A 26639-nucleotide genomic window follows, 5' to 3' on the forward strand; every position below is an offset into this window, starting at 1 on the left:
CCGGCGTGCGTCTCGCCCGCTGACCGGGCTTACACCTCGTGCGTTTCGAGCGCCGCCTCGACCAGCAGCGCGCGCAGCCAGTGGTGCGCGCTCTCGCGGTCGTGCCGCATGTGCCACATCAGCCCGACGTGGATGCCGCCCAGGTCCAGCGGCAAGGGCTTCTCGATCAGTTCGTCCTTGTAGCCCGTGGCCTCGATGAACGAGGCAGGCAGCGCGGCCAGCAGGTCGGTCTGCGCCACCACCCGGCCGGCCGTGAAGAACTGGTTCACCGTCAGCACCACCCGCCGCGAGCGGCGCAGCGCAAACAGCGCCTGATCCATTGCCCCGTGCGGGCGGCCTGAAAAGCTCACCAGCAGGTGGTGTGCGCCGCAGTAGGCGTCGAGCGTCAGTTCTTCGTTGGCCAGCGGGTGGCCGCGTCGCATCACGCACACGTAGTGCGTGTCGTACAGGCGCTGGTGCTGAAGCGACGAACGCGAGCCCGGCGCCGCCAGCGTCGCCACCGCTTCGGGAAAGTAGCCGATCGCGAAGTCGGCGTCGCCGCGTTCGAGCAGGGCCCGGGGGTCGCGAGTGGTCAGCGGCAGCACTCGCAGGTTGGCGAGCGCACGCTGACGTTCGATTCGAGCGATCAGCGCCGGCATCAGCAAGGCCGCGGTGGCATCGGCCATCGCCAAACGGAAGTTCGCTGGGTCGTGCTGCGGGTCGTACTCGCCGGGGTCCAACGCCTCGCGCAAACGCCCCAGCGCGGTGCGCACCTCCGGCCACAAGGCCTCGCCGCGGGCGGTGGGTTTGACGCCATAAGCGGTGCGAGTGAGCAAGTCCTCGCCCACCGCTTCTCGCAGACGCTTCAAGGCATTGCTCACCGCCGGCTGGGTTAGCGCCAAGCGCTCGGCGGCGCGGGTGATGTTGCGCTCGCCCATCACGGCGTCGAACACGCGCAAGAGGTTGAGATCCAGGGTGCTGAAATTCATGCGCCGCAAGATATCACTACAGTGAATGACGAGGATTCAGAGATGTCATTGGTGTCACTGCGGGGAAACACCTATCTTTCGTCCAACAGCACCACAAGTGCTGCCTCAGAAGTTCAAAGACCTACCGGAGAGACTCATGACCACCCTGAACCTGAACGTTCCCCGCCCTGTGCAAGCCCCCCGCGGCGCACACCTGTTTGGCCGGTTGGGCGCGGCCGTCGTGCAAACCCTGCGCGATCTCGTGACCCCGCATGCAACCAATGATGCGGCCGAAGTGCGAGCCCTTGCTCACCAGTACGACGATGTGGATCCGCGCCTGGCCGCCGATCTGTACGCCGCCGCAGACCACGACGAAGCCGTTCGCGGCGTGTGACCGACGAGCTGCGTGCCGACCACCAACGTGGTCACGCCCATGAAAAAAGCCCGCTTGCAGCGGGCTTTTGTTCGTCTGCGCGCAGGGCTCAGAGCTTTTCGAGGCGCGCCTCGAGCTTTGCCTTGGTCGCGGTCAGCTCGGTCGGCAAGTGGTAAGCCAGCTGCGTGAACAACTCGGCATGCAGACCCAACTCGGCTTGCCAGGCGGCCTTGTCGATGCTGGTGACCTGCTCGTACTGGGCCTTGGTGAAGTCGAGGCCCGTCCAGGTGATGTCTTCGTAGCGCGGGGTCACGCCGAACATGTTCTCGGTGCCTTGGCCCGTGCCTTCGACGCGGTCGAGCATCCACTTCAGCACGCGCATGTTCTCGCCGTAGCCCGGCCAGATGAACTTGCCGTCGGCGCCCTTGCGGAACCAGTTGACGCAGTAGATCTTCGGCAGCGTGGCGCCCTGGGCCTGCAGCTTGGCGCCCAGGTTCAGCCAGTGCTGGAAGTAGTCGCTCATGTTGTAGCCCATGAAGGGCAGCATGGCGAACGGGTCGCGGCGCACCACGCCTTGCTGGCCGAAGGCCGCGGCGGTGGTTTCCGAGCCCATCGTGGCGGCCATGTAGACGCCTTCGTTCCAGTCGCGCGCTTCGGTGACGAGCGGCACGGTGGTCGAGCGGCGGCCACCGAAGATGAACGCGTCGATCTTCACGCCGGCGGGGTTGTCCCACTCGGGGTCGAGCGCCGGGTTGTTTTCGGCGCCGACGGTGAAGCGGGCGTTCGGGTGGGCAGCCTTGGCGCCTGTTTCCTTGGCGATCTGGGGCGTCCAGTCCTTGCCTTGCCAGTCGATGGCGTGTGCCGGGGCGTCGCCCATGCCCTCCCACCACACGTCGCCGTCGTCGGTCAGCGCCACGTTCGTGAAGATCACGTCGCGGTTCAGGCTGGCCATGCAGTTCGGGTTGGTCAGCGTGTTGGTGCCCGGCGCCACGCCGAAGTAGCCGGCTTCGGGGTTGATGGCGCGCAGCGAGCCGTCGGCCTGGGGCTTGATCCAGGCGATGTCGTCACCGATGGTGGTGACCTTCCAGCCGTCGAAGCCGGCCGGCGGGATCAGCATCGCGAAGTTGGTCTTGCCGCAGGCGCTGGGGAAGGCCGCCGCGACGTGGTACTTCTTGCCGGCCGGGCTGGTGACGCCCAGGATCAGCATGTGCTCGGCGAGCCAGCCCTGGTCGCGGCCCATGGTCGAGGCAATGCGCAGCGCGAAGCACTTCTTGCCCAGCAGCGCGTTGCCGCCGTAGCCCGAGCCGTACGACCAGATTTCTTGTGTTTCGGGGTAGTGGACGATGTACTTGGTCTCGCTGCACGGCCAGGCCACGTCTTTCTGGCCGGCTTCAAGCGGCGCGCCCACGGTGTGCACGCAGGGCACGAAGTGGCCGTCTTCGCCGAGCACGTCGAGCACGGCCTTGCCCATGCGGGTCATGATCTTCATGTTGACGGCCACGTACGGGCTGTCAGAGAGCTCGACGCCGATGTGGGCGATCGGCGAGCCCAGCGGGCCCATGCTGAACGGCACGACGTACAGGGTGCGGCCCTTCATGCAGCCCTTGAAGAGGGCTTTGTCGCCGGTTTGCAGCAGGCTGCGCATCTCGGCCGGTTCCATCCAGTTGTTGGTGGGGCCGGCGTCTTCTTTCTTGGCCGAGCAGATGAAGGTGCGGTCTTCGACGCGCGCCACGTCGCTCGGGCTCGTGACGGCGAGGTAGCTGTTGGGGCGCAGCTCGGGGTTGAGCTTCTTGAAGGTGCCGGCGGCGACGAGCTGGCCGCACAGGCGGTCGTACTCGGCGGTGCTGCCGTCGCACCAGTACACGTCTTTGGCTTCGGTGAGGGCGGCGATCTCGGCCACCCACGCCACCAGGCGGGCGTGCTTCACATACGCGGGGACGTTCAGGCGTACGCCTTCCATCACGGGTTGGTTCATCGTTGGCTCCAAGGTTTGAAAGTCAGAAATGGCGGAATCGGGCCAAGCTCCAAGCCGGCGGAAGGCGCGGGGCGTCGGGGAGCGTCAGGGCTTGGCCCCATGCCGCGGTGCAGGCGTCGGGCCGTGGATGACGGCCCTTGGGGGCGCCTGCGAGGAGGTGTACGGGCAGGCGGAAACGATTGTGATCCGTTTGTCATGGCACCGTCACCCACCGAGGCACAGGGGGTCATGCAAAATTGGAATAGTCCCATGCGACACCGCGTCTTTCCTCGCTGAAGTGTGAAAAATTGATGCCATTGGGGACAGGTTTTCCCCAGGTCTCGGGCCCGTTGGACGGGCGCACAAAACCGAGGCATCTGCCCGTGTCTCGCCACGCGAGTGGCAATTAACATTCCCGCCATGAACGACCGACGCCGCCTGCTCGCCCTCGCCCCTTTGTGTCTGCCACTCGCCGCGTTCGGCCAGCAGCGCCAGTCGCTCACCGACCCGATGCGGCTCGGCGTCGAACAGTCGTTGGTCGATTCGGGCCTGGCGGTGCAGTTGCAGCGTGCCTTCGGCCGGGACACCGGCGTGGCGGTGAAGCTGGTGCCCGGACACAGCACGGCCTTGCTGGCCGCACTGGAGCAAGGCGAGCTCGACGCCTCGATGACCAACGCGCCCCAACCTGAGAAGGCGCTCGAAAAGCAAGGTCTGGCGCACGACCGCCGCCACATCGCCGTCGGCGAATTCGTCTTGGTCGGCCCGGTCGAAGGCGCCGGCAAGAAGGCCCGCGACCCGGCCGGCGCTTTGGGCGGCAAGGACATCGCCACCGCGCTCGCGCTGATCGCCCAGGCCAAGGCACCGTTTTTGAGCGCGGGCAACGGCAGCGGCAGCCACCTCGCCGAACAGGCGCTGTGGCGCGTGGCCCAGGTCGCGCCCGCCGCGCCCTGGTACACCCCGGCGCGCGCCGGCTCGCCGGTGCTGGCGCAGGCACGGGCGTCGGCGAGTTATGCGCTGGTCGAGCGAGGCGTGTGGCTGGTGCAGGGTGGCAAGCCGCTGGCGGTGATCGTCGAGGGCGACCCGCGCCTGGCCGACGAGGTGCACGTGATGCGCTCGTTCCGATCGCGGCACCCGGCGGCCAAGCTCTTCGTGCAGTGGGTGTCGGGCCCGGGCGGGCGCCGTGCCGCCGGCAGCGTGCGTGGCTGGAGTGCCCCAGCGCGCTGATCGCCCCTCGGCGCATGGCACGATGCGCGCCATGCCGCACACCGTCCTCAGCGTCAACCGCGCGCTCGCGCAAGAAGTCGAGATCAACGGCCGCAAGCTGCGCACGGGCATCGGCAAGCGGCCGGTCGAAGGGCCGGTGGAGGTCCGGCCGCTGGGCCTCGTGGGCGACGAGCAGGCCGACCTCACGGTGCATGGCGGCTTGTCGAAGGCCGTGTACGCCTACCCAAGCGAGCACTACCCGTTCTGGCAGACCGTGCGGGCGCAGGCCAAGGTGGCGCTGTGGGACGAAGCCCTGCCCTTCGGATCGGTCGGCGAGAACCTCACGCTGTCGGGCTTGCTCGAATCGCAGGTGTGGATCGGCGACGTGCTGCGCTTCCCGGATTGCGAGCTCGCCGTCAGCGAGCCGCGCTACCCCTGCTTCAAGTTCAACGCCGCAATGGGCTTCAGCCAGGCGGCCAAGCTGATGGCGCAAAGCGCCTGGAGCGGCTTCTACCTCGCGGTGCGCGTGGCCGGCACCATGGCCGCCGGCCAGCGCTTCGAGGTGATCCCGGGCCCCCGCGAGGTGGGCATCACGGAGTTGTTCAAGTCTCGCATCGACCCGCGCAAGGTCTGAGGCGCAAGCGGGCGAGCGCCCGCTGCGCGATGCGGGCTCAGGCGGACTGCGCGTCCATCGTCGGGTAGTCGGTGTACCCGTCGGGGCCCCCGCCGTACAGGCGTTCGACGTTGAAGCGCGCCAGCGGCGCATCGACCTTCAGGCGCTCGACCAGGTCGGGGTTGCCGATGAACGGCCGGCCGAAGGCGACCAAATCGGCCTCGCCCGAGGCCACGGCGTCCATCGCCATCTGCCGCTTGTAGTTGTTGTTGACCATCCACGAGCCTGCCGCGTGGCCGGCCTTGTAGCGCTCGCGCAGCGCGGCGTAGTCGAACGGCGCGATGTCGCGCGGGCCGCCGGTCTGGCCTTCGATGACGTGCAGGAAGGCCAGCTTCAGCGGGTTCAGCTGCTCGACGACGTAGTTGAACAGGCCTTGCGCATCGCTGTCCTGCCCGGCGTCGTTGACGGGGGTGACGGGGCTCAGGCGCAGCCCGGTGCGGCCGGCGCCGATCTCGGCCACGATGGCGTTCATCACTTCGAGCAGCAGGCGGGCGCGGTTTTCTTTCGGGCCGCCGTAGGCGTCGGTGCGGTCGTTGATGCTGTCGCGCAAGAACTGGTCGAGCAGGTAGCCGTTGGCGCCGTGCACCTCGACGCCGTCGAAGCCCGCGTCGATGGCATTGCGCGCGGCCTTCCGGTACGCCTCGACCACGCCGGGCAGCTCGTCGGTGCGCAGCGCGCGCGGCGTCGAGCAATCGACGTAGCCGTCGGCGTTGAAGACCTTGCTCTTGGCCGGCCGGTTGGTGGACGACACCGGCGCCGTGCCGTTCAACTGCACCGACACGTGCGAGATGCGGCCCACGTGCCACAGCTGGATCACGATCTTGCCGCCCTTGGCATGCACGGCGTCGGTCACCTTTTTCCAGGCCGCGACCTGCTCGGGCGAGTAGATGCCGGGCGTGTCCACATAGCCCTGGCCTTCGGGGCAGACCTGCGCGGCCTCGCTGACGATCAGGCCGGCGCTGGCGCGCTGCGCGTAGTACTCGACGGTGGTGGCGTTGGGCAGGCGGTGGGTGGCGCGGTTGCGGGTCAGCGGCGCCATCACGACGCGGTTGGCGACGGCGATGTCGCCGACGTGGGTGGGGTCGAACAAGGAGGGCATGGCGGACCTGAAGAAGGGGGTGAAGGGAATGAGGCGATGCGCCCGGGCGCAGCTGTCGGCGATCCTAGTCACTCTCGGCCCGGCCTGCCGTCGCCGGGCCGACAGCCCGGTGCCGGCTCAGAAGCCCTCGAGCACCACCTTGCCGCGGGCCTGGCCGCTCTCGACGAAGGCGTGGGCGCGCTTCAGGTGGGCGGCGTTGATCGTGCCGAAGTGCTCGGCGAGCGTGGTGCGCACCCGGCCGGCATCCACCAGGTCGGCCACGCGGTTGAGCAGCACGTGCTGGGCCTGCATGTCGGGTGTCTGGAAGCGCGAGCGGGTGAACATCATTTCCCAATGCAGCGAGAGGCACTTGAGCTTGAGCGTCATCACGTTAAGCGGTGTGGCCGGGTCGTCGATCAAGCCGAGGCGCCCCTGCGGGGCCAGCGCTTCGATGATCTGCACGTAGTGCGTGTCGGTGTGCGTGAGGCTGGCAACGAAGCCGACCTGCGGCACGCCGATCCGGCGCAGCTCGGCCGCCAGCGGCTGGCTGTGGTCGATCACGTGGTGCGCGCCGAGTTCGCGCACCCAGGCCTGCGTCTCGGGCCGCGAGGCGGTGCCGACGATGGTGAGTTGCGTCAGCTGGCGCGCCAGCTGCGTGAGGATGGAGCCGACGCCCCCGGCCGCGCCCACGACCAGCAGCGCGCCCTCGGTGTCGGGCGTGACGCCGAGCCGGTCGAACAGCAGTTCCCAAGCGGTGATGGCGGTCAGCGGCAAGGCGGCCGCCTGCGCGAAGTCGAGCGAGGCCGGCATGCGGCCGACGATGCGTTCATCCACCAGCTGCAGCTCGGCGTTGCTGCCGGGGCGCGTGATGTCGCCGGCGTAGTAGACGCGGTCGCCCGGCTTGAACAGCGTGACCTGCGCACCCACCGACTCGACCACGCCGGCCGCGTCGAAGCCCAGCACCTGCGGCTGGCCGGCCGGGGGCGTGTTGCGCTGGCGCACTTTGGTGTCCACCGGGTTGACCGACACGGCCTGCACGCGCACCCGCAGGTCGCGCGGGCCGGGCACGGGCTCGGGCAGCGTGGTGTCGAACAGGGCCTCGGCGTGCTCGATGGGCAGGGGGTGCTGGAAGGCGATGGCTTTCATGGCGGGGGCGCGGGAAGGGTGGTGAGGGCCGCACTGTAGGTATTCGCCGGGGAATTGATAATTCCAGTCAATCAATCAACTCTTTCAATCAACATTTGAAGATGGGCCCCGCTGTTTTGCCCCTGCCCCCGGCCGAACTGCCGGCGGACCTGCAGCTCGCGCAGCTGCAGCTCTTCGTGCGGCTGGCCGAGGCCGGCTCGCTCTCGGCCGCCGCCCGGCAGTTGCAGCTGACCCCGGCGGCCGCGAGCGCCTCGCTCAAGCGCCTCGAAGCCGCGCTGGGCGTGCGCCTGGTCGAGCGCTCGACGCGCTCGATGCGCCTGACGCCCGAGGGCGAGCTGCTGCGCGAACACGCCCGGCGCGCCCTCGGCGAGCTGGACGACGCCCGTGCCCTGCTGGGCGCGCAGCGCCAGCGGCTGGCCGGCGACATCCACCTCGCCGCGCCGGTGGATCTGGGCCGCGAGGTGCTGAGCCCGTTGCTCGACGACTTCCTCGCCCGCCACCCCGGGCTGCGCCTGACGCTGCACCTGTCGGACGGCATCCAGGACCTGCGGCGCGAAGGGGTGGACCTGGCGGTGCGCTACGGCGTGCTGCCCGACTCGTCGCTGGTCGTGCGGCCGCTGCACGTCACCCGCCGCGTGCTGGTGGCCTCGCCCGGCTACCTCGCCCGGCACGGCACGCCCGCGCACCCGCAAGACCTGCTGCGCCACGAGTGCCTGCCGCTGTACCTCAGCGGCCAGCCCGAGCTGGTGTGGACGCTGCGCGGCGAAGGCGGCGCGACCCAGCGCGTGAAGGTCCAGGGCCGCCGCATCGCCGACGACGGCGGGCTGGTGCGCGAATGGGCCGTGCAGGGCCGCGGCATCGCCTTCAAGGCGCGGCTCGACGTGCTGGCCGACCTGCGCGCCGGCCGGCTGGTCGAACTGCTGCCCGCCTGGCGCGGCCCGAGCTTCCCGCTGCAGGCGCTGCTGCCCGCGCAGCCCCACATGCCGCTGCGCGTGCGCCACCTGCTCGACGAGCTGGTGGCCCGCTTCGGCGAGATCCCGCACGACGGGCCCCACGAGGGCGATACAGTGCCCCCTTCTTCGAAAGACTGACCATGCTCGCCTACCGACACGCCTTCCATGCGGGCAACCACGCCGACGTGCTCAAGCACATCGTCTACACGCGCGTGCTGCGCTACATGAACCAGAAGGACAAGCCCTACCGCGTGATCGACACGCACGCCGGGGCGGGCGGCTACTCGCTCGAAGGCCGCTACGCGCAGAAGAAGATGGAGTTCGAAGAGGGCATCGGCCGCCTGTGGGGCCGCGACGACCTGCCCGAGCTGGTGGCCGACTACGTCGAGGTCGTGAAGCTCTTCAACCCCGATGGCCAGCTCGCGCAGTATCCCGGCTCGCCGGCGTTCGCCAGCCTGCTGCTGCGCCCGGGCGACCAGATGCGCTTCTTCGAGAAGCACCCGACCGACCACCGCATCCTCGCGTCCTACCTCGGCGAAGCCAAGGGCGCGCAGGTGTTCGACACCGACGGCTTCGACAGCCTGAAGGGCCAGGTGCCGCCCTCGACGCGCCGCGCCGTGGTGCTGATGGACCCGAGCTACGAAGGCCACGGCGACTACGGCCGCGTGGTGCATTCGCTGCGCGACGCGGTGCAGCGCTTCGCCGAAGGCGTGTACTGCGTCTGGTACCCGCAGGTGCAGAAGGTCGAAGCGGCCGAGCTGCCGCGCCGCCTGCAAGGCCTCGCGCCCAAGGGCTGGCTGCACGTGCGCCTCACCGTACAAGAGCCCGACTCGCAAGGCTTCGGCCTCGCGGGCAGCGGCATGTTCATCCTCAACCCGCCGTACACGCTGCACGACGAGATGGTCGAGCTGATGCCCTGGCTGGTCGAGACGCTCGGCCAGTACGACGGTGCCAACTACCTGATCGAACAGAAGGCCGCCTGACCCCGCACACGCACGGATGGAGCACGCCATGGGCCCGCTGGCCGGATTGAAAGTCGTCGAACTCGGCCAGCTCATCGCCGGCCCCTTTGCCGCCAAGACCCTGGCCGATTTCGGCGCCGAGGTCATCAAGATCGAAGCCCCCGACGGCGGCGACCCGTTGCGCCAATGGCGCCTGCTGCACAACGGCACCAGCGTGTGGTGGCAGGTGCAGTCGCGCAACAAGAAGAGCGTGGCGCTCGACCTCAAGCAGCCCGAGGCGCGCGAGATCGTGCGCAAGCTCATCGACGAAGCCGACGTGCTGGTCGAGAACTTCAAGCCCGGCGTGATGGAGGCCTGGGGCTTCGGCTACGACGAACTGAGCCGCAGCAACCCCAAGCTCGTGATGCTGCGCATCAGCGGCTACGGCCAGACCGGCCCCTACAAAGACCGCCCCGGCTTCGGCGTCGTGGCCGAGGCGATGGGCGGGCTGCGCCACCTCAGCGCCGAACCGGGCCGCGTGCCGGTGCGCGTGGGCGTGAGCATCGGCGACACGCTGGCCTCGCTGCACGGGGTGATCGGCATCCTGATGGCGCTGCACCACCGGCGGGCCACGGTGTCGCCCGAGGCGCCGCAGGGCCGCGGGCAGGTGATCGACGTGGCGCTGTACGAAGCCGTCTTCAACTGCATGGAAAGCCTGCTGCCCGAGTACAGCGCCTTCGGCACCGTGCGTGCGCCGGCCGGCTCGGCGCTGCCCGGCATCGCGCCGAGCAACGCCTATGCGTGTGCCGACGGCTGGGTGCTCGTCGCGGGCAACGGCGACAGCATCTTCAAGCGCTTGATGAAGGCCATCGACCGCGCCGACCTGGCCGACGACCCTGCGCTCGCCGGCAATGCCGGTCGCGTGGCGCGGGTCGAAGAGATCGACGCCGCCATCGGCGCGTGGACGGCCACGCGGCAGGTCACCGAGGTGCTCGACGCGCTGAACGCGGCCCAGGTGCCGGCCGGGCGCATCTACACCGCGCGCGACATCGCCGAAGACCCGCACTACCGCGCACGCGGCATGCTCGAACGCGTGACCAGCGCCGACGGCCTGAGCGTCGAGGTGCCGGGCATCGTGCCCAAACTGAGCGCCACGCCCGGTGCCATCACCCGCCGCGCGCCCACGCTGGGCGAAGACACCGAGGCCGTGCTGCGCGAGGTCGGCGTGACGGCCGAACAGCTCGCGGCCCTGCGGGCACGCGGTGTCGTCTGACCCGCCGAGACACCCGAGGACACCCGACATGCTCACCACCGCCCGGCGCCACCTTCGACACTTCGCGCTGTGCTGCGCCGGGCTCGCCGCCGCCGGCGCCGGCCACGCGCAGCTTGCCGACAAGCCCTCGCCCTTCGCCGCGCAACGCAAGGGCGAGGTGCTGGCACCGGCCAGCCAGGCGCCCAGCCCGCGTGCGTCGCTCGACGCCATCCGCAGCCGGGCTGAGTTCGACCGCGTGGCGCGCGTGCAGGCCCCGGGCACGCCGCGCGAGATCGTGCACACGATCTTCCTGATCGACCTGCGCGGCGACCCGTCGAAGGGCCCCACCGTGCACTACATCAACACCCACCGCTTCGCCTTGCACGAGGCCTTCATCCGCGCGCAGCACCCGGGCGAAAGCTTCGACCGCGCCATGCTCGCGTCCCAGTACCGCAGCCCGACGCGGCGTTTTCTGCTGGGCACCATCGGTCATCGCGCCGAGCTGAAGCGCTGGGTCTACGAGTTCTGGGAAGGCGACCAGCTCACCCCCGAGCTGCTGCGCACCGCGCAGGCGCGCCTGTCGGCGAGCTTCTTCGAGCCGCTGGTGTTCAAGGCCAACTCGTCGCAGCACGAGGGCATCGGCAGCGCGGCCGGCATCGCCACGTTGACCGAGCGCGAGATCCTCGGCCAGCGCAGCTACCTGCCGCTCAACACCGGCCTCGCCGTGGGCCGGCTGCGGCTGATGGCCGACGTCGAGTCGGACACCGAAGACGACATCGAGCCCTACGACATCGTCGTGCTGCGCGAGGTGCCGCTGGCCCTGCCGCCGGTGGCGGGGGTGGTGACCGAGCGGCCGTCCACGGTGCTGTCGCACGTCAACGTGCTGGCCAAGGGCTGGGGCATCCCGAACGCGTACGTGAAAGACGCCTTCACCACGCTCGCGCCGCTCGACCGCCAGTGGGTGCGCCTGCGCGTCGGCGCCGAAGCGCATGCGATCGAGGCCGTGCCCGCCCCCAAGACGCTGCCGTCACGCGTGAAGCCCATGGCCGTGCGTGCGCCCGACCTGCGCGTGAGCACGCTGCGCCCGCTGGCCGGCCTGCGCCGCAGCGACAGCCGCCACTGCGGCAGCAAGGCCGCGACGCTCGGCGAGATCACCCACAACGTGCGCAGCGGCCGCCTGCCAGGCGTGGCGCCGGTGCCGGCGGGCTATTGCATTCCGTACGCGCACTACGCGGCCTTCATGCAGCGCGGCGAGGTGCAGGCACGCATCCGCCGCGCGCTGCAGACCGAAGGTTTCGAGCGCAGCCGCGTGGTGCGGCGCCAGGCGCTGGCGGCCTTGCGCGACGACCTGGCGGCGCTGCCGGTCGATGCCGACACCGCACGCGGCTGGTCGCAAGCCTGGTCCACCCAGCTCGCGCAGCGCGGCGTGTTCGTGCGCAGCTCGTCGAACTCCGAAGACCTGCCCCAGTTCAGCGGCGCAGGCCTCTTCGCCACCGTGCCCAACGTCACGCGCGCCGACGACCTCGTGCGCGCGGTGCAGACCGTGTGGGCCTCGGTCTACCAGTTCGAGGCCTTCGAGGCGCGGCGGCACGCGGGCATCGCACACGGCGACGTCTACATGGCCGTGCTGGTGCAGACCGCCACCGACTCGGTCGCCTCGGGCGTAATGATCACGCGCGACCCCTTCGACGCCACGCACCGCGACGCGGTCTACGTGTCGGCCAAGCGCGGCCTGGGCATGCGCGTGGTCGAAGGGCGCGCCGTGGCCGAGCAGTCGATGGTCGATGGCCGCAGCGGTGCGGTGCGCCGCCTCACCCGCTCGGCCGACGACAGCGCCTTGCAGCTCGATGCCCAAGGCGGCGTGACCGAAACCGCCATCGCCGCCGGCAGCGAGGTGCTGAGCGACGCGGCCTTGCGTGCGCTGGCGCGTGCCGGCCGGCAGCTCAAGCCCTTGCTGGGCGGCCGCGACCAGGACATCGAATGGGCCCTCGACGCGCAAGGCCGCGTGGTGGTCTTGCAGTCGCGGCCCTTCATCGACGCGGGTGCGGCGCGGCACTGAGCGGCGACGCTGCCCGGCCGCGCGTGCAGGGCGGCACCTCGTTGCAAGCGGTCACCCACACGGCCCTGTGTCGGGTTGGCTTTGCCCCGATCATCGAAGGCTCCATCGAACCCAGGCACCACGAGGAGTCCATCGCATGTCCGGCACGTCATCCACCTTGGGGCCCCGCCTCAGCACGCACAGCAAGAGCCGAGCGATGGTCGCGGTGTGGGTGCTGCTCGCCACCGTCTTCGCGGCCACGGGGGTCTTCGTGCTGTGGCTGGTCACGCAGGTCGGCAAGACGGTCAACTTCAGCGGCGACCCGGCGTTGCTGCAGGGCGCCGGCGCGGTGTCGCTCGGTGTGGCCGGGCTCATCCTTGTGTTGCTGTGGCTGGCGATGCGCGCGCAGACGACGATCCATCTGCACGACCACGGCGTGCGCGCGGTGCGAGGCGGCCGCGAGCACACCGCCCGCTACGACGACATCGAAGACCTCTACCTCTTCTACTTTCCCGGCCTCGCGTTTCGTACCACCCAAGGTGCGCCGTGGTTCAGCGCCGGTGGCCGAACGAGCGGGCTCGCGCAACTCACCCGTACGCTGCGCGAACGCCTCGTGGCACGGCGCGGCGACAAGCTCTTCGCGGAGTTGATGCGCGGTGGCGCGGCGCGCTTTCGCTGCTTCTCGGACAAAGTGGCCCTGGCCAAGAGCTTCGTCGCCTCGCGCGACATGGGCCACCCCACCCACACGCTCGAACTCACGCGCGACGAACTGCGTGTGCAGGGCAAGACGATCCCCATCGCCCGCATCGGCGACTTCAGCACCCACGCATGGACCGAACGCGCCGCCATCGTCGATGTCGACGGGCAGGTTTTTCACACGATGCACATCACCGCCGTGATGTCGGCCGACGTGCTGGTTCACCTGGTGGGGCGATTGCAGGCGGTGCAGACCGAGAAGCCGGCACCGGCGGCATGAACTCGGTAAGGCTCAGGCGGCCGCTGCCGCCGCGTGCAGCGCAATCGCCATGCGCTCGATCTCGTCGCGCATCGTGAGCCGCTCCAGCCAGTGCAGCGGAATGCCCGTGCGGCCGTAGAACGCCCCGGCCAACTGGCCGGCGATGGCGGCGGTGGTGTCGGCGTCGTCACCCAGGTTGGCGGCCATCAGCACCGTGTCTTCGAAGCTCGTGCCGTGCATGAAACACCACAGCGCGGCTTCGAGCGAGTCGATGCAATAGCCCGTGCCGCGAATCGTGTCGATGGGTTTGTCGCGGTAGGCGCCGCGGGCCAGCGCCTGCACCTTCGGCTCGCGGGGCTGGGCGAGCACGGTTTGCACGACGGCGGGCTTCGGCAGCCCGCGCAAGGCCCGGTCCAGCATTTCGGCGAACAGCTCGCAGCACTCGACGGCTTCGGGGGCGCCATGTGTGGTCTCTGAACTGCGCCGTGCCTGCGCCAGCACCTGCGGGGTGTCGGGGTGGAAGAACAGCACCACCGGCGCCAGCCGCATCAGCGAGCCGTTGCCGGCGCTGCGCGGGTCGGTGTCGCCGGCGAACGGGTCTTGCGTGGCCAGGTAGCGCTGCAAGGCCTTCGACACGGTCATGCCGATGTCGAAGCAGTCGCCGGTGGCGCTCAGGTAGCCCCATTGCCACCAGTTCACATAGCGGTTCATCTGGTCGCGTGCGTCGAAGCCCTGTCGCTGCAACAGGCTTTCGGCCAGGCACAGGGCCATCGAGGTGTCGTCGGTCCACTGCCCGGCCTGCAGCTCGAAGGGGCCACCGCCGACCATGTCGGTCACGGGGGCGAAGCTGCCGCGCGGTGAGAACTCGACCGTGGTGCCCACGGCGTCACCGCAGGCCAGGCCGAGCAAGGCGCCGAGTGCGCGGTCTTGCGGGGTGAGGCTCATGCGTGCCCCCCTCGCGGGCTGAAGGTGCGCGGAAAGACCACCGGCGCTGAGCGGTCGCGCAGGCGGTAGCCCATCGCGGGGCGGTTCGAGTCGCCTTCGACGTGGCCGGCCTCGTCGAGAAACTGCGCGGCCAGCATGCGGGTGCGAAAGCCGCTCTTGTCCACCGGGCGGCCCAGCACCACTTCGTAGGCGCGTTGCAGTTGCGGCAGCGTGAAGGGCTCGTCGAGCAGAAAGGCCGGCAGCGAGGTGTATTCGACCTTGCTGCGCAGGCGCTCGACGGCGGTGCGCAAGATGTCGCCGTGGTCGAACGCGAGCTTCGGTTTGCGCAACACGGTCTCGACGTCGAACCAGCCCACGTCGGCTGCGTTCGCGCCTTTGGCGAGCGTGAGTTCGTGCGCCGCGATCAGTGCGAAGTACACGTGCGTGGCCGACCAGCCGCGCGGGTCGCGCTGGATGCCGCCCCAGCTGCCGAGCTGTTCGAGGTAGGGGCTCACGACGCCGGTCTTTTCGACCAGCTTGCGGCGTGCGCAGGCTTCGAGGTCGGCGTCGCGCTCGATGTCCACGAAGCCGCCCGGCAGCGCCCACGCGCCCGGAAAGGGGTCGTCGCTCGCCCCGGGCCGTTGCACCAGCAGCACCCGCAGCGCGTCGTCGATCACCGTGAAGATGACCACGTCCACCGTCGTGTACGGCAGCGGAAAGCTCGGCTTTGTCGCGGCGCGCGACGGCGTGCGCACCGGGGTGTTGCGTGCAGGGCGTGTGTTCATGGGTGGGGTTCGGTGTTGGGGGGCGGTGGGTGGCCGGTGTGAGGTCGAAGCGAATCGGGGCTTGCGTGCGGCGTGAATGAGTTGTATTGTCCAACTTATGTGAGTTGCACTGTACAACTTATGAATCCGGCGAACCGGCCGATTCACGCAACCCACCACAAAGGCTCACGGAGGACCCCATGTTCGGCATTCGCTTCATCAAATCGCAACCCACCACCCACCTGATGCAGTTCAAGGGCGGCAAGCTCGTGCGCGAAGGCGTGGGCCAGTCGTTCTACTACTTCGGTCCCACGACCACGCTGGTCGCCGTGCCGGTGGCGAGCCAAGACCGCCCCTTCATGCTCGAACTGGTCACCGCCGACTTCCAGAGCGTCACCGTGCAAGGCCAGGTCACCTACCGCGTGGGCCACCCGTCGCGCGTGGCGGCCTTGATGGACTTCTCGCTCGCCAGCGATGGCAAGTCCTACGTGTCGGAAGACCCGGTGCGGCTCGGTGACCGCGTGGCGATGCAGGTCGAGGTGATCGTGCAGCAGGCCGTGCAGGCGCTCGACCTGAAGAAGGCGCTGTGCTCGTCGGCGATCATCGCGCGGGCGGCCGAGCGGCAACTCGCGGCGCAGGCCGAGATCCAGGCGCTGGGGCTCGAGGTGCTGGGCGTGTCGATCATCGCGGTCAAGCCCACGCCCGACATCGCGCGGGCCCTCGAAGCCGAGGCGCGTGAGTCCAACCTCAAGGCGGCCGACGACGCGGTGTACACGCGCCGCATGTCGGCGGTCGAGAAAGAACGCGCGATCCGCCAGAACGAGCTGGACACCGAGATCGCCGTCGAGCACAAGAAGCGCGAGATCCGCGAGACGCAGATGGAGGCCAAGGCCGTGCTGATGCGCAAAGAAAACACGCTGCGCGACGAGCAGATGGCCGCCGACGTGTCGCTCGAAGCGCAGCGCCAGCAGCTCGTCGAGGGCCAGGCGCTCAACAGCCGCACGCTCGCCGAGGCCGAAGCCCACCGCGTGGGCGCCCTTATGCAGGCGCTCGACAAGGCCGATCCGCGCACCGTGCAGGCGCTGGCCGCCGTGGGCATGCAGCCGGGTCAGCTGATCGCGCAGGCCTTCGGGGGCATCGCCGAGAAGGCCGAGCGCATCGGCCAGCTCAACATGTCGCCCGAGCTGCTGCAATCGCTGCTGGCGCCCACCGCCCGAGCGGGCAAGGCGGCGTGATGAGCGCACCGCAACGCAAGGTGGTGCTGGTGACGCGCCGCACCCGGCTCGAAGAGCTGGTCGCGCGTCACCACACCCTGGCGCAGGCGCGCTTCTATCTGGAGCGCCTGGGCGCCGACTTCGGCGACTACGTCACCGAGAACGCGGCCTATGCGCGCAGCCTCGATGTGGTGGTGAACGCCTTGCAGACCTGGGGCCGCTACCAGATCGTGGACCGGGGCTACCTGCCGAACTTCATCTTCGCCGCCGACGACATCGTGGTCGCGCTGGGCCAGGACGGCCTGGTCGCCAACACGATGAAGTACCTCGAAGGCCAGCCGCTGGTCGGCCTGAACCCCGAGCCCGCGCGCTGGGATGGCGTGCTGCTGCCCTTTGAACCTCCCGCGCTGGCTGGCGTGCTGGCGGCGGTGGCGCGCGACAAGCGGGCCACGCGCGCGGTGACGATGGCCGAGGCGCGCCTGTCCGACGGGCAGCGTTTGCGGGCCGTGAACGACCTGTTCATCGGCGCACGCACGCACACCTCGGCGCTGTACGAGATCGAGTCGTGCGGGCGGCGCGAGCTGCAGTCGTCGTCGGGCGTGATTGTCGCCACCGGCCTGGGCTCGACGGCGTGGATCAAGAGCGTCGTGACCGGCTCGCTGGGCATCGCGCAGGCGCTGCAAGGCGGGGCCGCTGGCGAGGCGCCCCACCACGCGACCGCCTGGGACGCCGACAGGCTGAGCTTCGCGGTGCGCGAGCCCTTTCCGTCGAAGGCCTCGAAGACCGAACTGGTCTTCGGCGAGGTCAGCGCCCGCCGCCCGTTGACGCTGCGCTCGCGCATGCCCGAGCAAGGCGTCATCTTTTCGGACGGCATGGAGGCGGACCACCTGCGCTTCGGTGCGGGGGTCGAGGCCCGCATCACCATCGCATCGACGCGGGGGCAACTGGTGGTCTGACGATTGAATGTCGCCCGCGATGATGATTTCCACAGAACATCGCAAGAGAAACGAAACATGAACGAGTACCTGCATTCCGGTCACCCGGGCAAGCATCCGCTGCCGGTGGCCCCATTCTTCGAGCAGCAAGCGCGCTGGCCACAAGGGGGCGAACACATCCTGGCGCAGCACGACGAGGCCTCGGTCATCGTGTACCAGGCCTACCGACCGAGCATCGGCGCGTATGCGCTGCAGAACGGGCACTTCGGAGGGCCCGGCTTCAGCTTTGAGCGCATGAGTTGGATCAAGCCGAACTTCCTGTGGATGATGTACCGCTCGGGCTGGGGCACGAAGCCTGGGCAGGAGGTGGTGCTGGCACTTCGCCTGCGTCGAGCCTTCTTCGATGAACTGCTGCACGCGGCCGTCGCGTCCTCGTTCGACCCGACGCGTCACCCGACGCGCGAAGCGTGGCAGCGCGCGGTGGCCGCCTCGGACGTTCGCCTGCAATGGGATCCCGACCACCTGCCCAGCGGGGCCAAGACGCAACGTCGGGCGATCCAGCTCGGATTGCGGGGCCCGATGCTGCGCCGCATGGCCCGGGACGAGCTGCTCGAACTGATCGACATGACCCCCTTCGTCGCCGGGCAACGAGGCCATGCCACGGACACGTCACGTGAACTGCTGACACCGTTGGAACAGGTGTACGTCACCGCTCGCCAGCCGACCTGAGAACACCGATGAGACCCACTGTTGATTGCGTGCGCAAGGTGCCTGAACTGATTGCCGCGCTTGCGAGCGGCACCCGCCCGACCTATGTCTTCTTCTGGGGCCACCGCCCCGCGCCCGATGGCCGCGTCAGCAAGAGCTGCTTCAGCCAATGGTGGGAAGCGCCGTTCACGCTCGACGGCATGAGCTACCGCACGGCCGAGCATTTCATGATGGCCGAGAAGGCGCGCTTGTTCGGCGATGCGGCCGTGCGGCAACGCATCCTGCAAGCCCACAAACCGGCCGACGCCAAGAAGCTCGGCCGCCAGATCGCCGGCTTCGACGAGGCGCTCTGGCGCGAGCAGCGCTTCGACATCGTCGTCGCGGCCAACCTGGGCAAGTTCGGCCAGCACGCCGCGCTGCGCGAGTTCTTGCTGAACACCGGCACCTCGGTGATCGTGGAAGCCAGCCCGGTGGACAGCATCTGGGGCATCGGCCTGGCCGCCGACCATGCGGACGCGCACGACCCGGCGCGCTGGCCGGGCGAAAACCTCCTGGGCTTCGCGCTGATGGAGGTGCGGGCGCGTCTGGCCGCCGGCTGAGCGCCCGGCCACACGCAGCGCGCGCAGGTGTCGCTCAGGGCCCGGGCAGCGCCGCCTGCTTCACCGCGTGCTCCCAGCGCAGCATCAGGTCGTGGGCGCGCTCGCGCGGCAGCGTCGGGTGAAAGCGCCGCTCGACCTGCCACTGCGCGGCCAGCTCGTCCTGCCCGGCATAGACGCCGCACGACAGGCCGGCGAGGTAGGCGGCGCCGAGCGCGGTGGTCTCGATCACGCGCGGGCGCACGACCGGGATGCCCAGCACGTCGGCCTGGAACTGCATCAGCAAGTCGTTGACGCAGGCGCCGCCATCGACGCGCAGTTCGGCCACGGGCGTACCACCGGCGGCGACCGCGTCGCGGATCATCGCCAGCAGCAGCGCCGCGCTCTGGAAGGCGATGCTCTCGAGTGCCGCACGCGCGATGTGCGCGACCGTGGTGCCGCGTGACAGGCCGACGATGGCGCCGCGCGCTTCGGGCTGCCAGTAGGGCGCGCCGAGGCCGGTGAAGGCCGGCACGAACATCACGCCGCCCGCGTCGGGCACGCTTTCGGCGAGGCGCTGCACCTCGCTGCTGGCGCGGATGGCATGCAGCCCGTCGCGCAGCCACTGCACCACGGCGCCGCCGATGAAGACGCTGCCTTCGAGCGCGTACTCGGGCCGCGCGAGGCTGCCGCACTGCGCGGCGCTGGTGGTGATCAGCCCGTTCGACGAGGTGAGGAAGCGTTCGCCGGTATGCATCAGCATGAAGCAGCCGGTGCCGTAGGTGTTCTTGGCGAGGCCGGCCTTGAAGCAGGCCTGGCCGAAGAGCGCGCTTTGCTGGTCGCCCGCCACGCCGCCGATGGGCAGCGCCGCGCCCAGCAGGTCGGCGCGGGTGTGGCCGAAGACGTGGCTCGACGCGTGCACCTGCGGCAGCAGCGGGGGCGGGATGTCGAGCGCGCGCAGCAGCTCGTCGTCCCAGCGGTTCTCGCGCACGTTCCACAGCATCGTGCGCGCGGCGTTGCTGACGTCGGTGGCGTGCACCTGGCCGCCGGTCAGGTGCCACATCAGCCAGCTGTCCACGGTGCCGAAGGCCAGCTCGCCGCGCTCGGCCTGCGCGCGTGCGCCGGGCACGTTCGTCAGCAGCCATTGCAGCTTGGTGGCCGAGAAGTAGGCGTCGATGACGAGGCCGGTCTTGTCGCGGACGGTGTCGCCCAGCCCGCGTGCGCGCAGCTCGGCGCACATCGGCTCGGCGCGGCGGTCTTGCCACACGATGGCCGGGTACACGGGCTCGCCGGTCTGGCGGTGCCACAGCACGGTGGTCTCGCGCTGGTTGGTGATGCCGACGGCGGCGATGTCTTGCGCGCGCAGGTTGGCGCGGGCCAGCGCTTCGCGTGCGGTGGCGAGCTGGCTGTCCCAGATCTCTTTCGGGTCGTGCTCGACCCAGCCCGGCTGCGGATAGCTCTGGCGAAACTCGCGCTGCGCCATCTCGACGATGTGGCCGTCGCGGTCGAACACGATGCTGCGCGAGCTGGAGGTGCCCTGGTCGAGGGCGAGCAGGTAGGTCATGCCAGCCCCTCGCCCGATGAAGACATCCGCCGAGCCCCCAGGGGGATGCGGGCCGGCTGGGGGGCGGCCCGACGCTCGGCCCGCTTCGACGTTGGCACAGGGTGTCTCATGCGATCAATTCATCCAGTCGTGACATGGCACTGCACACCGGCCTCGCTCAGCATGTGCGGAAAGGGCTCGGGCGGCGTCTGGTCGGTGAAGAGCATGTCCACTTCGCCCAGGCGCGCCAGCTGCACCATCGCAGGCCGGTTGAACTTGCTGTGGTCGGCGGCGACCCACACCTGCCGCGAGTGTTCGATGATGGCCCGCGCCACCTTCACCTCGCGGTAGTCGAAGTCGCGCAGCGTGCCATCGGCCTCGATGCCCGAGATGCCGATGAGGGCGATGTCCACCTTGAACTGCCGGAAGAAATCGACCGTCACCTCGCCGACGATGCCGCGGTCGCGCGAGCGCACCACGCCGCCAGCGACGATCACCTCGCACTCGGGGTTGTCGGCCAGGATGGCGGCCACGTTCAGGTTGTTGGTGATGACGCGCAGCCCCTGGTGGCGCAGCAGCTCGCGGGCAATCGCCTCGACCGTGGTGCCGATGTTGAGGATCAACGAGCAGCCCGAAGGCACCGCCTTCGCCACCGCGCGCGCGATGCGCTGCTTGGCCGCTTCGTTGAGCTGCTGGCGCTGGCGGTAGGCGATGTTCTCGGTGGTCGAGCCCGGCAGGCGCACGCCGCCGTGAAAGCGCGCCACCAGGCCGGCGTCGGACAGCAGCGCCACGTCGCGCCGCACGGTCTGCAGGGTCACGCCGAAGCGCTCGGCCAGCGCTTCGATGCTGATCGAGCCTTGGCTGCGCAGCGCATCGAGCAGCTGGGCTTGTCGGGGGTTGGGGGTCATCGGGGGCGGGACGGTTGCGCCGCGAAGGCTAGCGAAACACGGACCACGCACGCAGCGGGATGCCCCGCTTGCGCCGTTTTCGTTTTGCGCATAAAAAGAAAAGCTTCGAACCAAAACGAACATTCCCGAACCGCCGTGCGAAAAGCCGCCGGGGCCTAGGGATCGCCGCCAGGAGTCATCCGCGTTGGACGTGTCCTCCCTGCCCACCCCGCCGGCCGGCCCGGCCGCGGCGCCCGCGCCCCGTGCCGTCGATGTGCTCGTGGTGGGCGGCGGCATCAACGGCGCCGGCATCGCGCGCGACCTGGCCGGGCGCGGCCTCTCGGTGCTGCTGTGCGAGAAAGACGACCTTGCCGCGCACACCTCGTCGGCCTCGACCAAGCTGATCCACGGCGGCTTGCGCTACCTCGAGTACTACGAGTTCGCGCTGGTGCGCAAGGCGCTGGCCGAGCGCGAGGTGCTGCTCAAGAGCGCCCCGCACATCATGTGGCCGCTGCGCTTCGTGATGCCGCACGACGCGGCCATGCGCCCGGCGTGGATGATCCGCCTCGGCCTCTTTCTGTACGACCACCTGGCCCGCCGCGAGGTGCTGGCCGGCTCGCACGGCATCGACCTGCGCCATCACGCACTGGGCGAGCCGCTGCAGCCGCGGTTCACGCGCGGCTTCGTCTATTCGGACGGCTGGGTCGATGACGCGCGGCTCGTCGTGCTCAACGCGGTCGATGCGGCCGAGCACGGCGCCACGGTGCTCACGCGCTGGCGCTGCACCGACGCGCGCCGCACGGCATCGCACTGGACGGCCACGCTGCAGCACGAAAGCGGCGCCATGCAGCAGGTGCAGGCGCGGGCGCTGGTCAACGCGGCCGGGCCGTGGACGGCGCAGTTCCTCGGCGAACACGCGCACGCACCGCGGGCCAAGGCGTTGCGGCTCGTGAAGGGCAGCCACATCGTCGTGCCGCGCGTGTTCGCGCACGACCACGCCTACATCCTGCAAAACCCCGACAAGCGCATCATCTTTTTGATCCCCTACGAGCGTGATTTCACGCTGATCGGCACCACCGATGTCGAGCACCACGGCGCCATCGGCGACGCGCGCATCGACGCTGGCGAGATCGCCTACCTCTGCGCGCAGGCCAGCCGCTACCTGCGCCAGCCCGTGCAGCCGGACGACGTGGTGTGGACGTATTCCGGCGTGCGCCCGTTGCTCGACGACGAATCGGGCGACCCCGCCGCCGTGACGCGCGACTACTCGCTCGAACTCGACACCGCCGCGGCGCCGCTGCTGTCGGTGTGGGGCGGCAAGATCACCACCTTCCGCAAGCTCGCCGAAGAGGCCAGCGACCGCCTCGCCGTCGTGTTGAACCCGCCGCGCGGCGCTTGGACGCGCGGCGCCCACCTGCCCGGTGGCGACCTGCAGGCCGTGATCGGCCCGCCGCAACGCCCTGACACCGACTTCGCCCGCTTCGTGCAGGCCCTGTGCCTGCGCCACCCCGGCGTGCCCGAAGCGCTGCTGCACCGCTTGGCGCGGGCCTACGGCGCCCGCGTCGCACGGGTGCTCGACGGCGCCCTCGGCAACGAGGTTGCGCCCGGCCTGTTCGAGGCCGAGCTGCACTACCTGCACCGCCACGAATGGGCCACGCGCGCCGACGATGTGCTGTGGCGCCGCAGCAAGCTGGGCCTGCACTACACGCCCGCGCAGCGCGCAGCCGTCGCGCGCTGGTGCGAGGCGCATTGGCAAGCCGTGCCCGCGACGAGAGAGACCCCCGCATGGAACTGAGCCTGCACGCCGTCGGCCAACAGGTGGGCGCCGAGACGCACCTCTACCCGCTCGACCTCACGCTCGTGCCCAACACCATCACCGTGCTGCTGGGTGCCACGCAGGCCGGCAAGACCAGCCTCATGCGCGTGATGGCCGGGCTCGACGCGCCCACGCAAGGCCGCGTGCAGGTCGATGGCCGCGACGTGACGCGCGTGCCGGTGCGCCAGCGCAACGTCGCGATGGTCTACCAGCAGTTCATCAACTACCCGTCGATGAGCGTGTTCGACAACATCGCCTCGCCGCTCAAGCTGCGCGGCGAGAAAGACATCGCCACGCGCGTCAACGGGCTGGCCGAGCGCCTGCACATCGAGCCCTTCCTGCAGCGCCTGCCCGCCGAGCTGTCGGGCGGCCAGCAGCAGCGCGTGGCATTGGCGAGAGCGTTGGCGAAAGACGCCCCGCTGATGCTGCTCGACGAACCCCTGGTGAACCTCGACTACAAGCTGCGCGAAGAACTGCGCGACGAATTGACGCAGCTGTTCAGCGCCGGCCGCTCGACCGTCGTCTATGCCACCACCGAGCCGCACGAGGCGCTACTGCTGGGCGGCTACACGGCCGTGCTCGATGCCGGCGAGCTGCTGCAGTACGGGCCCACGGCCGAGGTGTTCCGCCGGCCGAAGTCGATGCGCGTCGCGCGAGCGTTCAGCGACCCGCCGATGAACCTGGTCACCAGCGAGTTCGCCACCGAGGGTGTGCGCATGCCGCCCGATGTCTACATCCACAAGCCGCAGCTGCCGCCGGGCTGCGGCGCGACGCTCACGGTGGGCATCCGCGCCAACGTCTTGCGCGTGCAGGCACGCGAGGGCGACCTCGCGTTCGCCGGCCGTGTGGAGCTGGCCGAAATCTCGGGTTCCGACACCTTCGTGCACGTGGCCACCGCCAACGGCGAACTCGTGGCCCAGCTCACCGGCGTGCACGTGTTCGACCTCGGCGCGCCGCTGACGCTGTACCTCGACCCGGCGGACGTCTACGTGTTCGACTTCAACGGCGAACTGCTTGCCGCGCCGGAGGGCGACTGACATGGCACGCATCGACCTCGACCTCGCCCACGCGTACCGCGCGAACCCGCAGCGCGATGAAGACTACGCGCTGCTGCCCTTGAAGATGACGTTCGAAGACGGTGGCGCCTACGCCTTGCTCGGCCCCTCGGGCTGTGGCAAGACCACGCTGCTCAACATCGTCTCGGGCCTGCTCGTGCCCTCGCAAGGCAGCGTGCGCTTCGACGGCGTGGACGTGACCGCGCAAACGCCGCAGCAGCGCAACATCGCGCAGGTGTTCCAGTTCCCGGTCGTCTACGACACGATGACCGTGGCCGAGAACCTGGCCTTCCCGCTGCGCAATCGCGGCGTGCCGGCCGAGCGCATCCGCCACCGTGTCGGCCAGATCGCCGAGATGCTCGAGATGAGCAACCAGCTCAACCAGCGCGCCGCCGGCCTGAGCGCCGACGCGAAGCAGAAGATCTCGCTCGGCCGTGGCCTGGTGCGCGAAGACGTGTCAGCCGTGCTGTTCGACGAACCGCTCACCGTGATCGACCCGCACCTCAAGTGGCAGCTGCGCCGCAAGCTCAAGCAGATCCACCACGAGCTGAAGCTCACGCTCATCTACGTGACGCACGACCAGGTCGAGGCGCTGACCTTTGCCGACCAGGTGGTCGTGATGACGCGCGGCCGCGTGGTGCAGCGGGGCACGGCGGGCGAGCTGTTCGAGCGGCCCGCGCACACCTTCGTCGGCCACTTCATCGGCTCGCCGGGCATGAACTTCCTGCCGGCCGGCATCGTGCCCGGCGCGCCCGAAGGCGCCACCCAGCTCGGCGTGCGGCCCGAGTACGTGGTGCTCGCCGGTGCGCAGGCCGAGGGCGCCGTGCAGGGCACGGTCACGCAACGGCAAGACGTGGGCACGTATTGGCTGCTGACGGCGCAGGTGGGCGCGAGCGTGGTGCGCGCGAGGTTGTCGCCGCAGCTCGCACCGCCCGCCGTGGGCGACAGCGTGTGGCTCGCGGTGCGCGGCCCGCACACCTGCTACTACCGCAACGAGGAGCTGGTGGCATGAAACCCGTCAACCAGAAAGCCTGGCTGCTCATCCTGCCCGTCGTGCTCTGCGTGGCCTTCTCGGCCGTGCTGCCGCTGATGACGGTGGTGAACTACTCGGTGCAAGACATCATCTCGCCCGAGCGCCGCGTGTTCGTCGGCACCGAGTGGTTCAAGCTCGTGATGCGCGACGAAGAACTGCACGGCGCGTTGCTGCGGCAGATCGGCTTCTCGCTCGCCGTCCTGTTGGTCGAGATCCCGCTCGGCATCCTGCTCGCGCTGTCGATGCCCGCGCAGGGCTGGCGTTCGTCGGCGGTGCTGGTGACGGTCGCGATCTCGCTGCTGATTCCATGGAACGTGGTCGGCACCATCTGGCAGATCTACGGCCGCGCCGACATCGGCCTCTTCGGCCACACGCTCGCGACGCTCGGCATCGACTACAGCTACACGGGCAACGCCACCGATGCGTGGCTCACCGTGCTGCTGATGGACGTGTGGCACTGGACGCCGCTCGTCGCGCTGCTGTGCTTCGCCGGCCTGCGCGCCATTCCCGACGCGTACTACCAGGCCGCGCGCATCGACGGCGCGAGCAAGTTCGCCGTGTTCCGCTACATCCAGCTGCCCAAGCTGCGCGGCGTGCTGATGATCGCCGTGCTGCTGCGCTTCATGGACAGCTTCATGATCTACACCGAGCCCTTCGTGTTGACTGGTGGCGGGCCCGGCAACGCCACCACGTTCCTGAGCCAGTACCTCACGCAGAAGGCGGTCGGCCAGTTCGACCTCGGCCCGGCGGCGGCCTTCTCGTTGATCTACTTCCTGATCATCCTGCTGCTGTGTTTCATCCTCTACAACTGGATGCAGCGCGTGGGCACGCAGTCGAGGCCGGAGGCCGGCCATGGATGACCGCCGCTTCAAGAAGCGCAGCGTCTTCCTCGCGCTGTACCTGCTGTTCGCCATCCTCCCGGTCTACTGGATGGTCAACATGTCGTTCAAGACGAACGTCGAGATCCTCTCCAGCTTCAGCCTGTGGCCGCAGACCTTCACGCTCGACCACTACAAAACCATCTTCACCGACGAGAGCTGGTACTCGGGCTACATCAACTCGTTGATCTACGTTGGCATCAACACCGTGGTGTCGCTGCTGGTCGCACTGCCGGCGGCGTATGCGTTCAGCCGCTATCGCTTCCTCGGTGACAAGCACGTCTTCTTCTGGCTGCTCACCAACCGCATGACGCCGCCGGCGGTCTTTCTGCTGCCGTTCTTCCAGCTCTACACGACGCTCGGGTTGATGGACACGCACATCGCGGTCGCGCTCGCGCACCTGCTGTTCAACGTGCCGCTGGCGGTGTGGATTCTTGAAGGCTTCATGAGCGGCATCCCGCGCGAGATCGACGAGACGGCCTACATCGACGGTTACTCGTTCCCGCGTTTCTTCCTGACGATCTTCCTGCCGCTGGTGAAAGCCGGCGTCGGCGTCGCGGCCTTCTTCTGCTTCATGTTCAGCTGGGTCGAGCTGCTGATGGCGCGCACGCTCACGAGCGTCGATGCCAAGCCCATCGTCGCGGTGATGACGCGCACGGTCAGCGCCTCGGGCATGGACTGGGGCGTGCTGGCGGCAGCGGGCGTGCTGACCATCGTGCCGGGCGCCATCGTCATCTGGTTCGTGCGGCACTACATCGCCAAGGGCTTCGCGATGGGGCGCGTGTGAGCGAAGG

The 26639-nt window shown here is 69.3% G+C and carries 25 protein-coding genes; 17 read left to right on the plus strand and 8 right to left on the minus strand.

Features of this window, described 5'->3' with window-relative positions; translation table 11 throughout:
- Positions 1 to 29: 29 nt before the first annotated feature.
- The gene (locus AC1KAT_RS19010; RefSeq protein ID WP_480328558.1) at positions 30 to 968 is read right to left on the minus strand and encodes a LysR family transcriptional regulator; all 939 of its coding nucleotides are present in this window, start codon (positions 966 to 968) and stop codon (positions 30 to 32) included.
- Between the two features lie 136 nt (positions 969 to 1104).
- Here AC1KAT_RS19010 and AC1KAT_RS19015 point away from each other — a divergent pair, with 136 nt between their 5' ends.
- Positions 1105 to 1341, plus strand: coding sequence for a hypothetical protein (locus tag AC1KAT_RS19015; RefSeq protein ID WP_480328559.1), 237 nt, complete (start codon positions 1105 to 1107; stop codon positions 1339 to 1341).
- An 88-nt stretch (positions 1342 to 1429) separates the two neighbouring features.
- On the opposite strand, the gene AC1KAT_RS19020 is transcribed toward AC1KAT_RS19015, so the two are convergent.
- Positions 1430 to 3295, minus strand: coding sequence for a phosphoenolpyruvate carboxykinase (GTP) (locus tag AC1KAT_RS19020; protein ID WP_480328560.1), 1866 nt, complete (start codon positions 3293 to 3295; stop codon positions 1430 to 1432).
- Between the two features lie 399 nt (positions 3296 to 3694).
- Between AC1KAT_RS19020 and AC1KAT_RS19025 the strand changes: the two genes are divergently transcribed.
- Positions 3695 to 4498 carry a substrate-binding domain-containing protein gene (locus AC1KAT_RS19025; RefSeq protein WP_480328561.1) on the plus strand — a complete coding sequence of 268 codons (804 nt, stop codon included), beginning with the start codon at positions 3695 to 3697 and terminating at the stop codon, positions 4496 to 4498.
- A 31-nt stretch (positions 4499 to 4529) separates the two neighbouring features.
- Positions 4530 to 5111 carry an MOSC domain-containing protein gene (locus AC1KAT_RS19030; protein WP_480328562.1) on the plus strand — a complete coding sequence of 194 codons (582 nt, stop codon included), beginning with the start codon at positions 4530 to 4532 and terminating at the stop codon, positions 5109 to 5111.
- A gap of 37 nt (positions 5112 to 5148) precedes the next feature.
- Here the strand turns inward: AC1KAT_RS19030 and AC1KAT_RS19035 are convergent, their stop codons facing one another.
- Together AC1KAT_RS19035 and AC1KAT_RS19040 are read right to left on the minus strand one after the other, a co-directional pair.
- Positions 5149 to 6249 carry an alkene reductase gene (locus AC1KAT_RS19035; RefSeq protein ID WP_480328563.1) on the minus strand — a complete coding sequence of 367 codons (1101 nt, stop codon included), beginning with the start codon at positions 6247 to 6249 and terminating at the stop codon, positions 5149 to 5151.
- Positions 6250 to 6366: 117 nt separating this feature from the next.
- Positions 6367 to 7374, minus strand: a complete 1008-nt coding sequence (locus AC1KAT_RS19040; protein ID WP_480328564.1) for a zinc-binding alcohol dehydrogenase family protein — start codon at positions 7372 to 7374, stop codon at positions 6367 to 6369.
- A 101-nt stretch (positions 7375 to 7475) separates the two neighbouring features.
- Here AC1KAT_RS19040 and AC1KAT_RS19045 point away from each other — a divergent pair, with 101 nt between their 5' ends.
- From AC1KAT_RS19045 to AC1KAT_RS19065, 5 genes are all read left to right on the plus strand, one after another.
- A complete protein-coding gene (locus AC1KAT_RS19045; RefSeq protein WP_480328565.1) occupies positions 7476 to 8465 on the plus strand; it encodes a LysR family transcriptional regulator in 990 nt (329 codons plus the stop codon).
- 2 nt (positions 8466 to 8467) lie between these two features.
- On the plus strand, positions 8468 to 9310 hold the full coding sequence (locus AC1KAT_RS19050) for a 23S rRNA (adenine(2030)-N(6))-methyltransferase RlmJ (protein WP_480328566.1): 843 nt from the start codon (positions 8468 to 8470) through the stop codon (positions 9308 to 9310).
- A gap of 28 nt (positions 9311 to 9338) precedes the next feature.
- Positions 9339 to 10541, plus strand: coding sequence for a CaiB/BaiF CoA transferase family protein (locus tag AC1KAT_RS19055; RefSeq protein ID WP_480328567.1), 1203 nt, complete (start codon positions 9339 to 9341; stop codon positions 10539 to 10541).
- Between the two features lie 28 nt (positions 10542 to 10569).
- Positions 10570 to 12579, plus strand: a complete 2010-nt coding sequence (locus tag AC1KAT_RS19060) for a PEP/pyruvate-binding domain-containing protein (RefSeq protein WP_480328568.1) — start codon at positions 10570 to 10572, stop codon at positions 12577 to 12579.
- 136 nt (positions 12580 to 12715) lie between these two features.
- Entirely contained in the window at positions 12716 to 13534 is an 819-nt protein-coding gene (locus AC1KAT_RS19065) for a hypothetical protein (RefSeq protein WP_480328569.1), read from the plus strand.
- Between the two features lie 12 nt (positions 13535 to 13546).
- On the opposite strand, the gene AC1KAT_RS19070 is transcribed toward AC1KAT_RS19065, so the two are convergent.
- Both AC1KAT_RS19070 and AC1KAT_RS19075 read right to left on the minus strand, forming a co-directional pair.
- Positions 13547 to 14458: an ADP-ribosylglycohydrolase family protein gene (locus AC1KAT_RS19070; RefSeq protein WP_480328570.1), complete on the minus strand. Its 912-nt coding sequence runs from the start codon at positions 14456 to 14458 to the stop codon at positions 13547 to 13549.
- Positions 14455 to 15222, minus strand: coding sequence for an NUDIX hydrolase (locus AC1KAT_RS19075; protein ID WP_480328571.1), 768 nt, complete (start codon positions 15220 to 15222; stop codon positions 14455 to 14457). The genes AC1KAT_RS19070 and AC1KAT_RS19075 overlap by 4 nt, the downstream gene beginning before the upstream one ends.
- Before the next feature lie 179 nt (positions 15223 to 15401).
- On the opposite strand from AC1KAT_RS19075, the gene AC1KAT_RS19080 reads away from it, so the two are divergent.
- Genes AC1KAT_RS19080 through AC1KAT_RS19095 form a run of 4 tightly spaced genes read left to right on the plus strand, consistent with a single transcriptional unit; the run spans position 15402 to position 18657 of the window.
- Positions 15402 to 16436: an SPFH domain-containing protein gene (locus AC1KAT_RS19080; protein WP_480328572.1), complete on the plus strand. Its 1035-nt coding sequence runs from the start codon at positions 15402 to 15404 to the stop codon at positions 16434 to 16436.
- Positions 16436 to 17371, plus strand: coding sequence for a diacylglycerol kinase catalytic domain-containing protein (locus AC1KAT_RS19085; protein WP_480328573.1), 936 nt, complete (start codon positions 16436 to 16438; stop codon positions 17369 to 17371). Before AC1KAT_RS19080 ends, AC1KAT_RS19085 begins: the two co-directional genes overlap by 1 nt.
- Before the next feature lie 3 nt (positions 17372 to 17374).
- Entirely contained in the window at positions 17375 to 18079 is a 705-nt protein-coding gene (locus AC1KAT_RS19090) for a DUF4291 domain-containing protein (RefSeq protein ID WP_480328574.1), read from the plus strand.
- Positions 18080 to 18087: 8 nt separating this feature from the next.
- On the plus strand, positions 18088 to 18657 hold the full coding sequence (locus AC1KAT_RS19095; RefSeq protein WP_480328575.1) for an NADAR family protein: 570 nt from the start codon (positions 18088 to 18090) through the stop codon (positions 18655 to 18657).
- A gap of 34 nt (positions 18658 to 18691) precedes the next feature.
- On the opposite strand, the gene glpK is transcribed toward AC1KAT_RS19095, so the two are convergent.
- Entirely contained in the window at positions 18692 to 20197 is a 1506-nt protein-coding gene (glpK, locus tag AC1KAT_RS19100) for a glycerol kinase GlpK (protein ID WP_480328576.1), read from the minus strand.
- Between the two features lie 119 nt (positions 20198 to 20316).
- A complete protein-coding gene (locus tag AC1KAT_RS19105) occupies positions 20317 to 21084 on the minus strand; it encodes a DeoR/GlpR family DNA-binding transcription regulator (RefSeq protein WP_480328577.1) in 768 nt (255 codons plus the stop codon).
- Between the two features lie 190 nt (positions 21085 to 21274).
- Here AC1KAT_RS19105 and glpD point away from each other — a divergent pair, with 190 nt between their 5' ends.
- From glpD to AC1KAT_RS19130, 5 genes are read left to right on the plus strand one after another with little or no spacing between them, the layout of a single operon-like run.
- The gene (glpD, locus tag AC1KAT_RS19110; protein ID WP_480329204.1) at positions 21275 to 22858 is read left to right on the plus strand and encodes a glycerol-3-phosphate dehydrogenase; all 1584 of its coding nucleotides are present in this window, start codon (positions 21275 to 21277) and stop codon (positions 22856 to 22858) included.
- On the plus strand, positions 22849 to 23916 hold the full coding sequence (locus AC1KAT_RS19115) for an ABC transporter ATP-binding protein (protein ID WP_480328578.1): 1068 nt from the start codon (positions 22849 to 22851) through the stop codon (positions 23914 to 23916). Before glpD ends, AC1KAT_RS19115 begins: the two co-directional genes overlap by 10 nt.
- A gap of 1 nt (position 23917) precedes the next feature.
- Positions 23918 to 24946 (plus strand): ABC transporter ATP-binding protein, encoded by a 1029-nt coding sequence (locus AC1KAT_RS19120; protein WP_480328579.1) that lies wholly within the window; start codon positions 23918 to 23920, stop codon positions 24944 to 24946.
- Positions 24943 to 25827: a carbohydrate ABC transporter permease gene (locus tag AC1KAT_RS19125; protein ID WP_480328580.1), complete on the plus strand. Its 885-nt coding sequence runs from the start codon at positions 24943 to 24945 to the stop codon at positions 25825 to 25827. The genes AC1KAT_RS19120 and AC1KAT_RS19125 overlap by 4 nt, the downstream gene beginning before the upstream one ends.
- Complete coding sequence (locus AC1KAT_RS19130; RefSeq protein ID WP_480328581.1) at positions 25820 to 26632, plus strand: carbohydrate ABC transporter permease; 813 nt, start codon at positions 25820 to 25822, stop codon at positions 26630 to 26632. The genes AC1KAT_RS19125 and AC1KAT_RS19130 overlap by 8 nt, the downstream gene beginning before the upstream one ends.
- Positions 26633 to 26639 lie beyond the last annotated feature (7 nt).

Source organism: Piscinibacter sp. PDB5-1 (assembly GCF_056676035.1).

Bases quoted from the DNA above. Each gene is read 5' to 3' on its own strand.
- AC1KAT_RS19010 (WP_480328558.1), bottom strand. From the start codon at position 968: ATGAATTTCAGCACCCTGGATCTCAACCTCTTGCGCGTGTTCGACGCC.
- AC1KAT_RS19015 (WP_480328559.1), top strand. From the start codon at position 1,105: ATGACCACCCTGAACCTGAACGTTCCCCGCCCTGTGCAAGCCCCCCGC.
- AC1KAT_RS19020 (WP_480328560.1), bottom strand. From the start codon at position 3,295: ATGAACCAACCCGTGATGGAAGGCGTACGCCTGAACGTCCCCGCGTAT.
- AC1KAT_RS19025 (WP_480328561.1), top strand. From the start codon at position 3,695: ATGAACGACCGACGCCGCCTGCTCGCCCTCGCCCCTTTGTGTCTGCCA.
- AC1KAT_RS19030 (WP_480328562.1), top strand. From the start codon at position 4,530: ATGCCGCACACCGTCCTCAGCGTCAACCGCGCGCTCGCGCAAGAAGTC.
- AC1KAT_RS19035 (WP_480328563.1), bottom strand. From the start codon at position 6,249: ATGCCCTCCTTGTTCGACCCCACCCACGTCGGCGACATCGCCGTCGCC.
- AC1KAT_RS19040 (WP_480328564.1), bottom strand. From the start codon at position 7,374: ATGAAAGCCATCGCCTTCCAGCACCCCCTGCCCATCGAGCACGCCGAG.
- AC1KAT_RS19045 (WP_480328565.1), top strand. From the start codon at position 7,476: ATGGGCCCCGCTGTTTTGCCCCTGCCCCCGGCCGAACTGCCGGCGGAC.
- AC1KAT_RS19050 (WP_480328566.1), top strand. From the start codon at position 8,468: ATGCTCGCCTACCGACACGCCTTCCATGCGGGCAACCACGCCGACGTG.
- AC1KAT_RS19055 (WP_480328567.1), top strand. From the start codon at position 9,339: ATGGGCCCGCTGGCCGGATTGAAAGTCGTCGAACTCGGCCAGCTCATC.
- AC1KAT_RS19060 (WP_480328568.1), top strand. From the start codon at position 10,570: ATGCTCACCACCGCCCGGCGCCACCTTCGACACTTCGCGCTGTGCTGC.
- AC1KAT_RS19065 (WP_480328569.1), top strand. From the start codon at position 12,716: ATGTCCGGCACGTCATCCACCTTGGGGCCCCGCCTCAGCACGCACAGC.
- AC1KAT_RS19070 (WP_480328570.1), bottom strand. From the start codon at position 14,458: ATGAGCCTCACCCCGCAAGACCGCGCACTCGGCGCCTTGCTCGGCCTG.
- AC1KAT_RS19075 (WP_480328571.1), bottom strand. From the start codon at position 15,222: ATGAACACACGCCCTGCACGCAACACCCCGGTGCGCACGCCGTCGCGC.
- AC1KAT_RS19080 (WP_480328572.1), top strand. From the start codon at position 15,402: ATGTTCGGCATTCGCTTCATCAAATCGCAACCCACCACCCACCTGATG.
- AC1KAT_RS19085 (WP_480328573.1), top strand. From the start codon at position 16,436: ATGAGCGCACCGCAACGCAAGGTGGTGCTGGTGACGCGCCGCACCCGG.
- AC1KAT_RS19095 (WP_480328575.1), top strand. From the start codon at position 18,088: ATGAGACCCACTGTTGATTGCGTGCGCAAGGTGCCTGAACTGATTGCC.
- glpK (WP_480328576.1), bottom strand. From the start codon at position 20,197: ATGACCTACCTGCTCGCCCTCGACCAGGGCACCTCCAGCTCGCGCAGC.
- AC1KAT_RS19105 (WP_480328577.1), bottom strand. From the start codon at position 21,084: ATGACCCCCAACCCCCGACAAGCCCAGCTGCTCGATGCGCTGCGCAGC.
- AC1KAT_RS19115 (WP_480328578.1), top strand. From the start codon at position 22,849: ATGGAACTGAGCCTGCACGCCGTCGGCCAACAGGTGGGCGCCGAGACG.
- AC1KAT_RS19120 (WP_480328579.1), top strand. From the start codon at position 23,918: ATGGCACGCATCGACCTCGACCTCGCCCACGCGTACCGCGCGAACCCG.
- AC1KAT_RS19125 (WP_480328580.1), top strand. From the start codon at position 24,943: ATGAAACCCGTCAACCAGAAAGCCTGGCTGCTCATCCTGCCCGTCGTG.
- AC1KAT_RS19130 (WP_480328581.1), top strand. From the start codon at position 25,820: ATGGATGACCGCCGCTTCAAGAAGCGCAGCGTCTTCCTCGCGCTGTAC.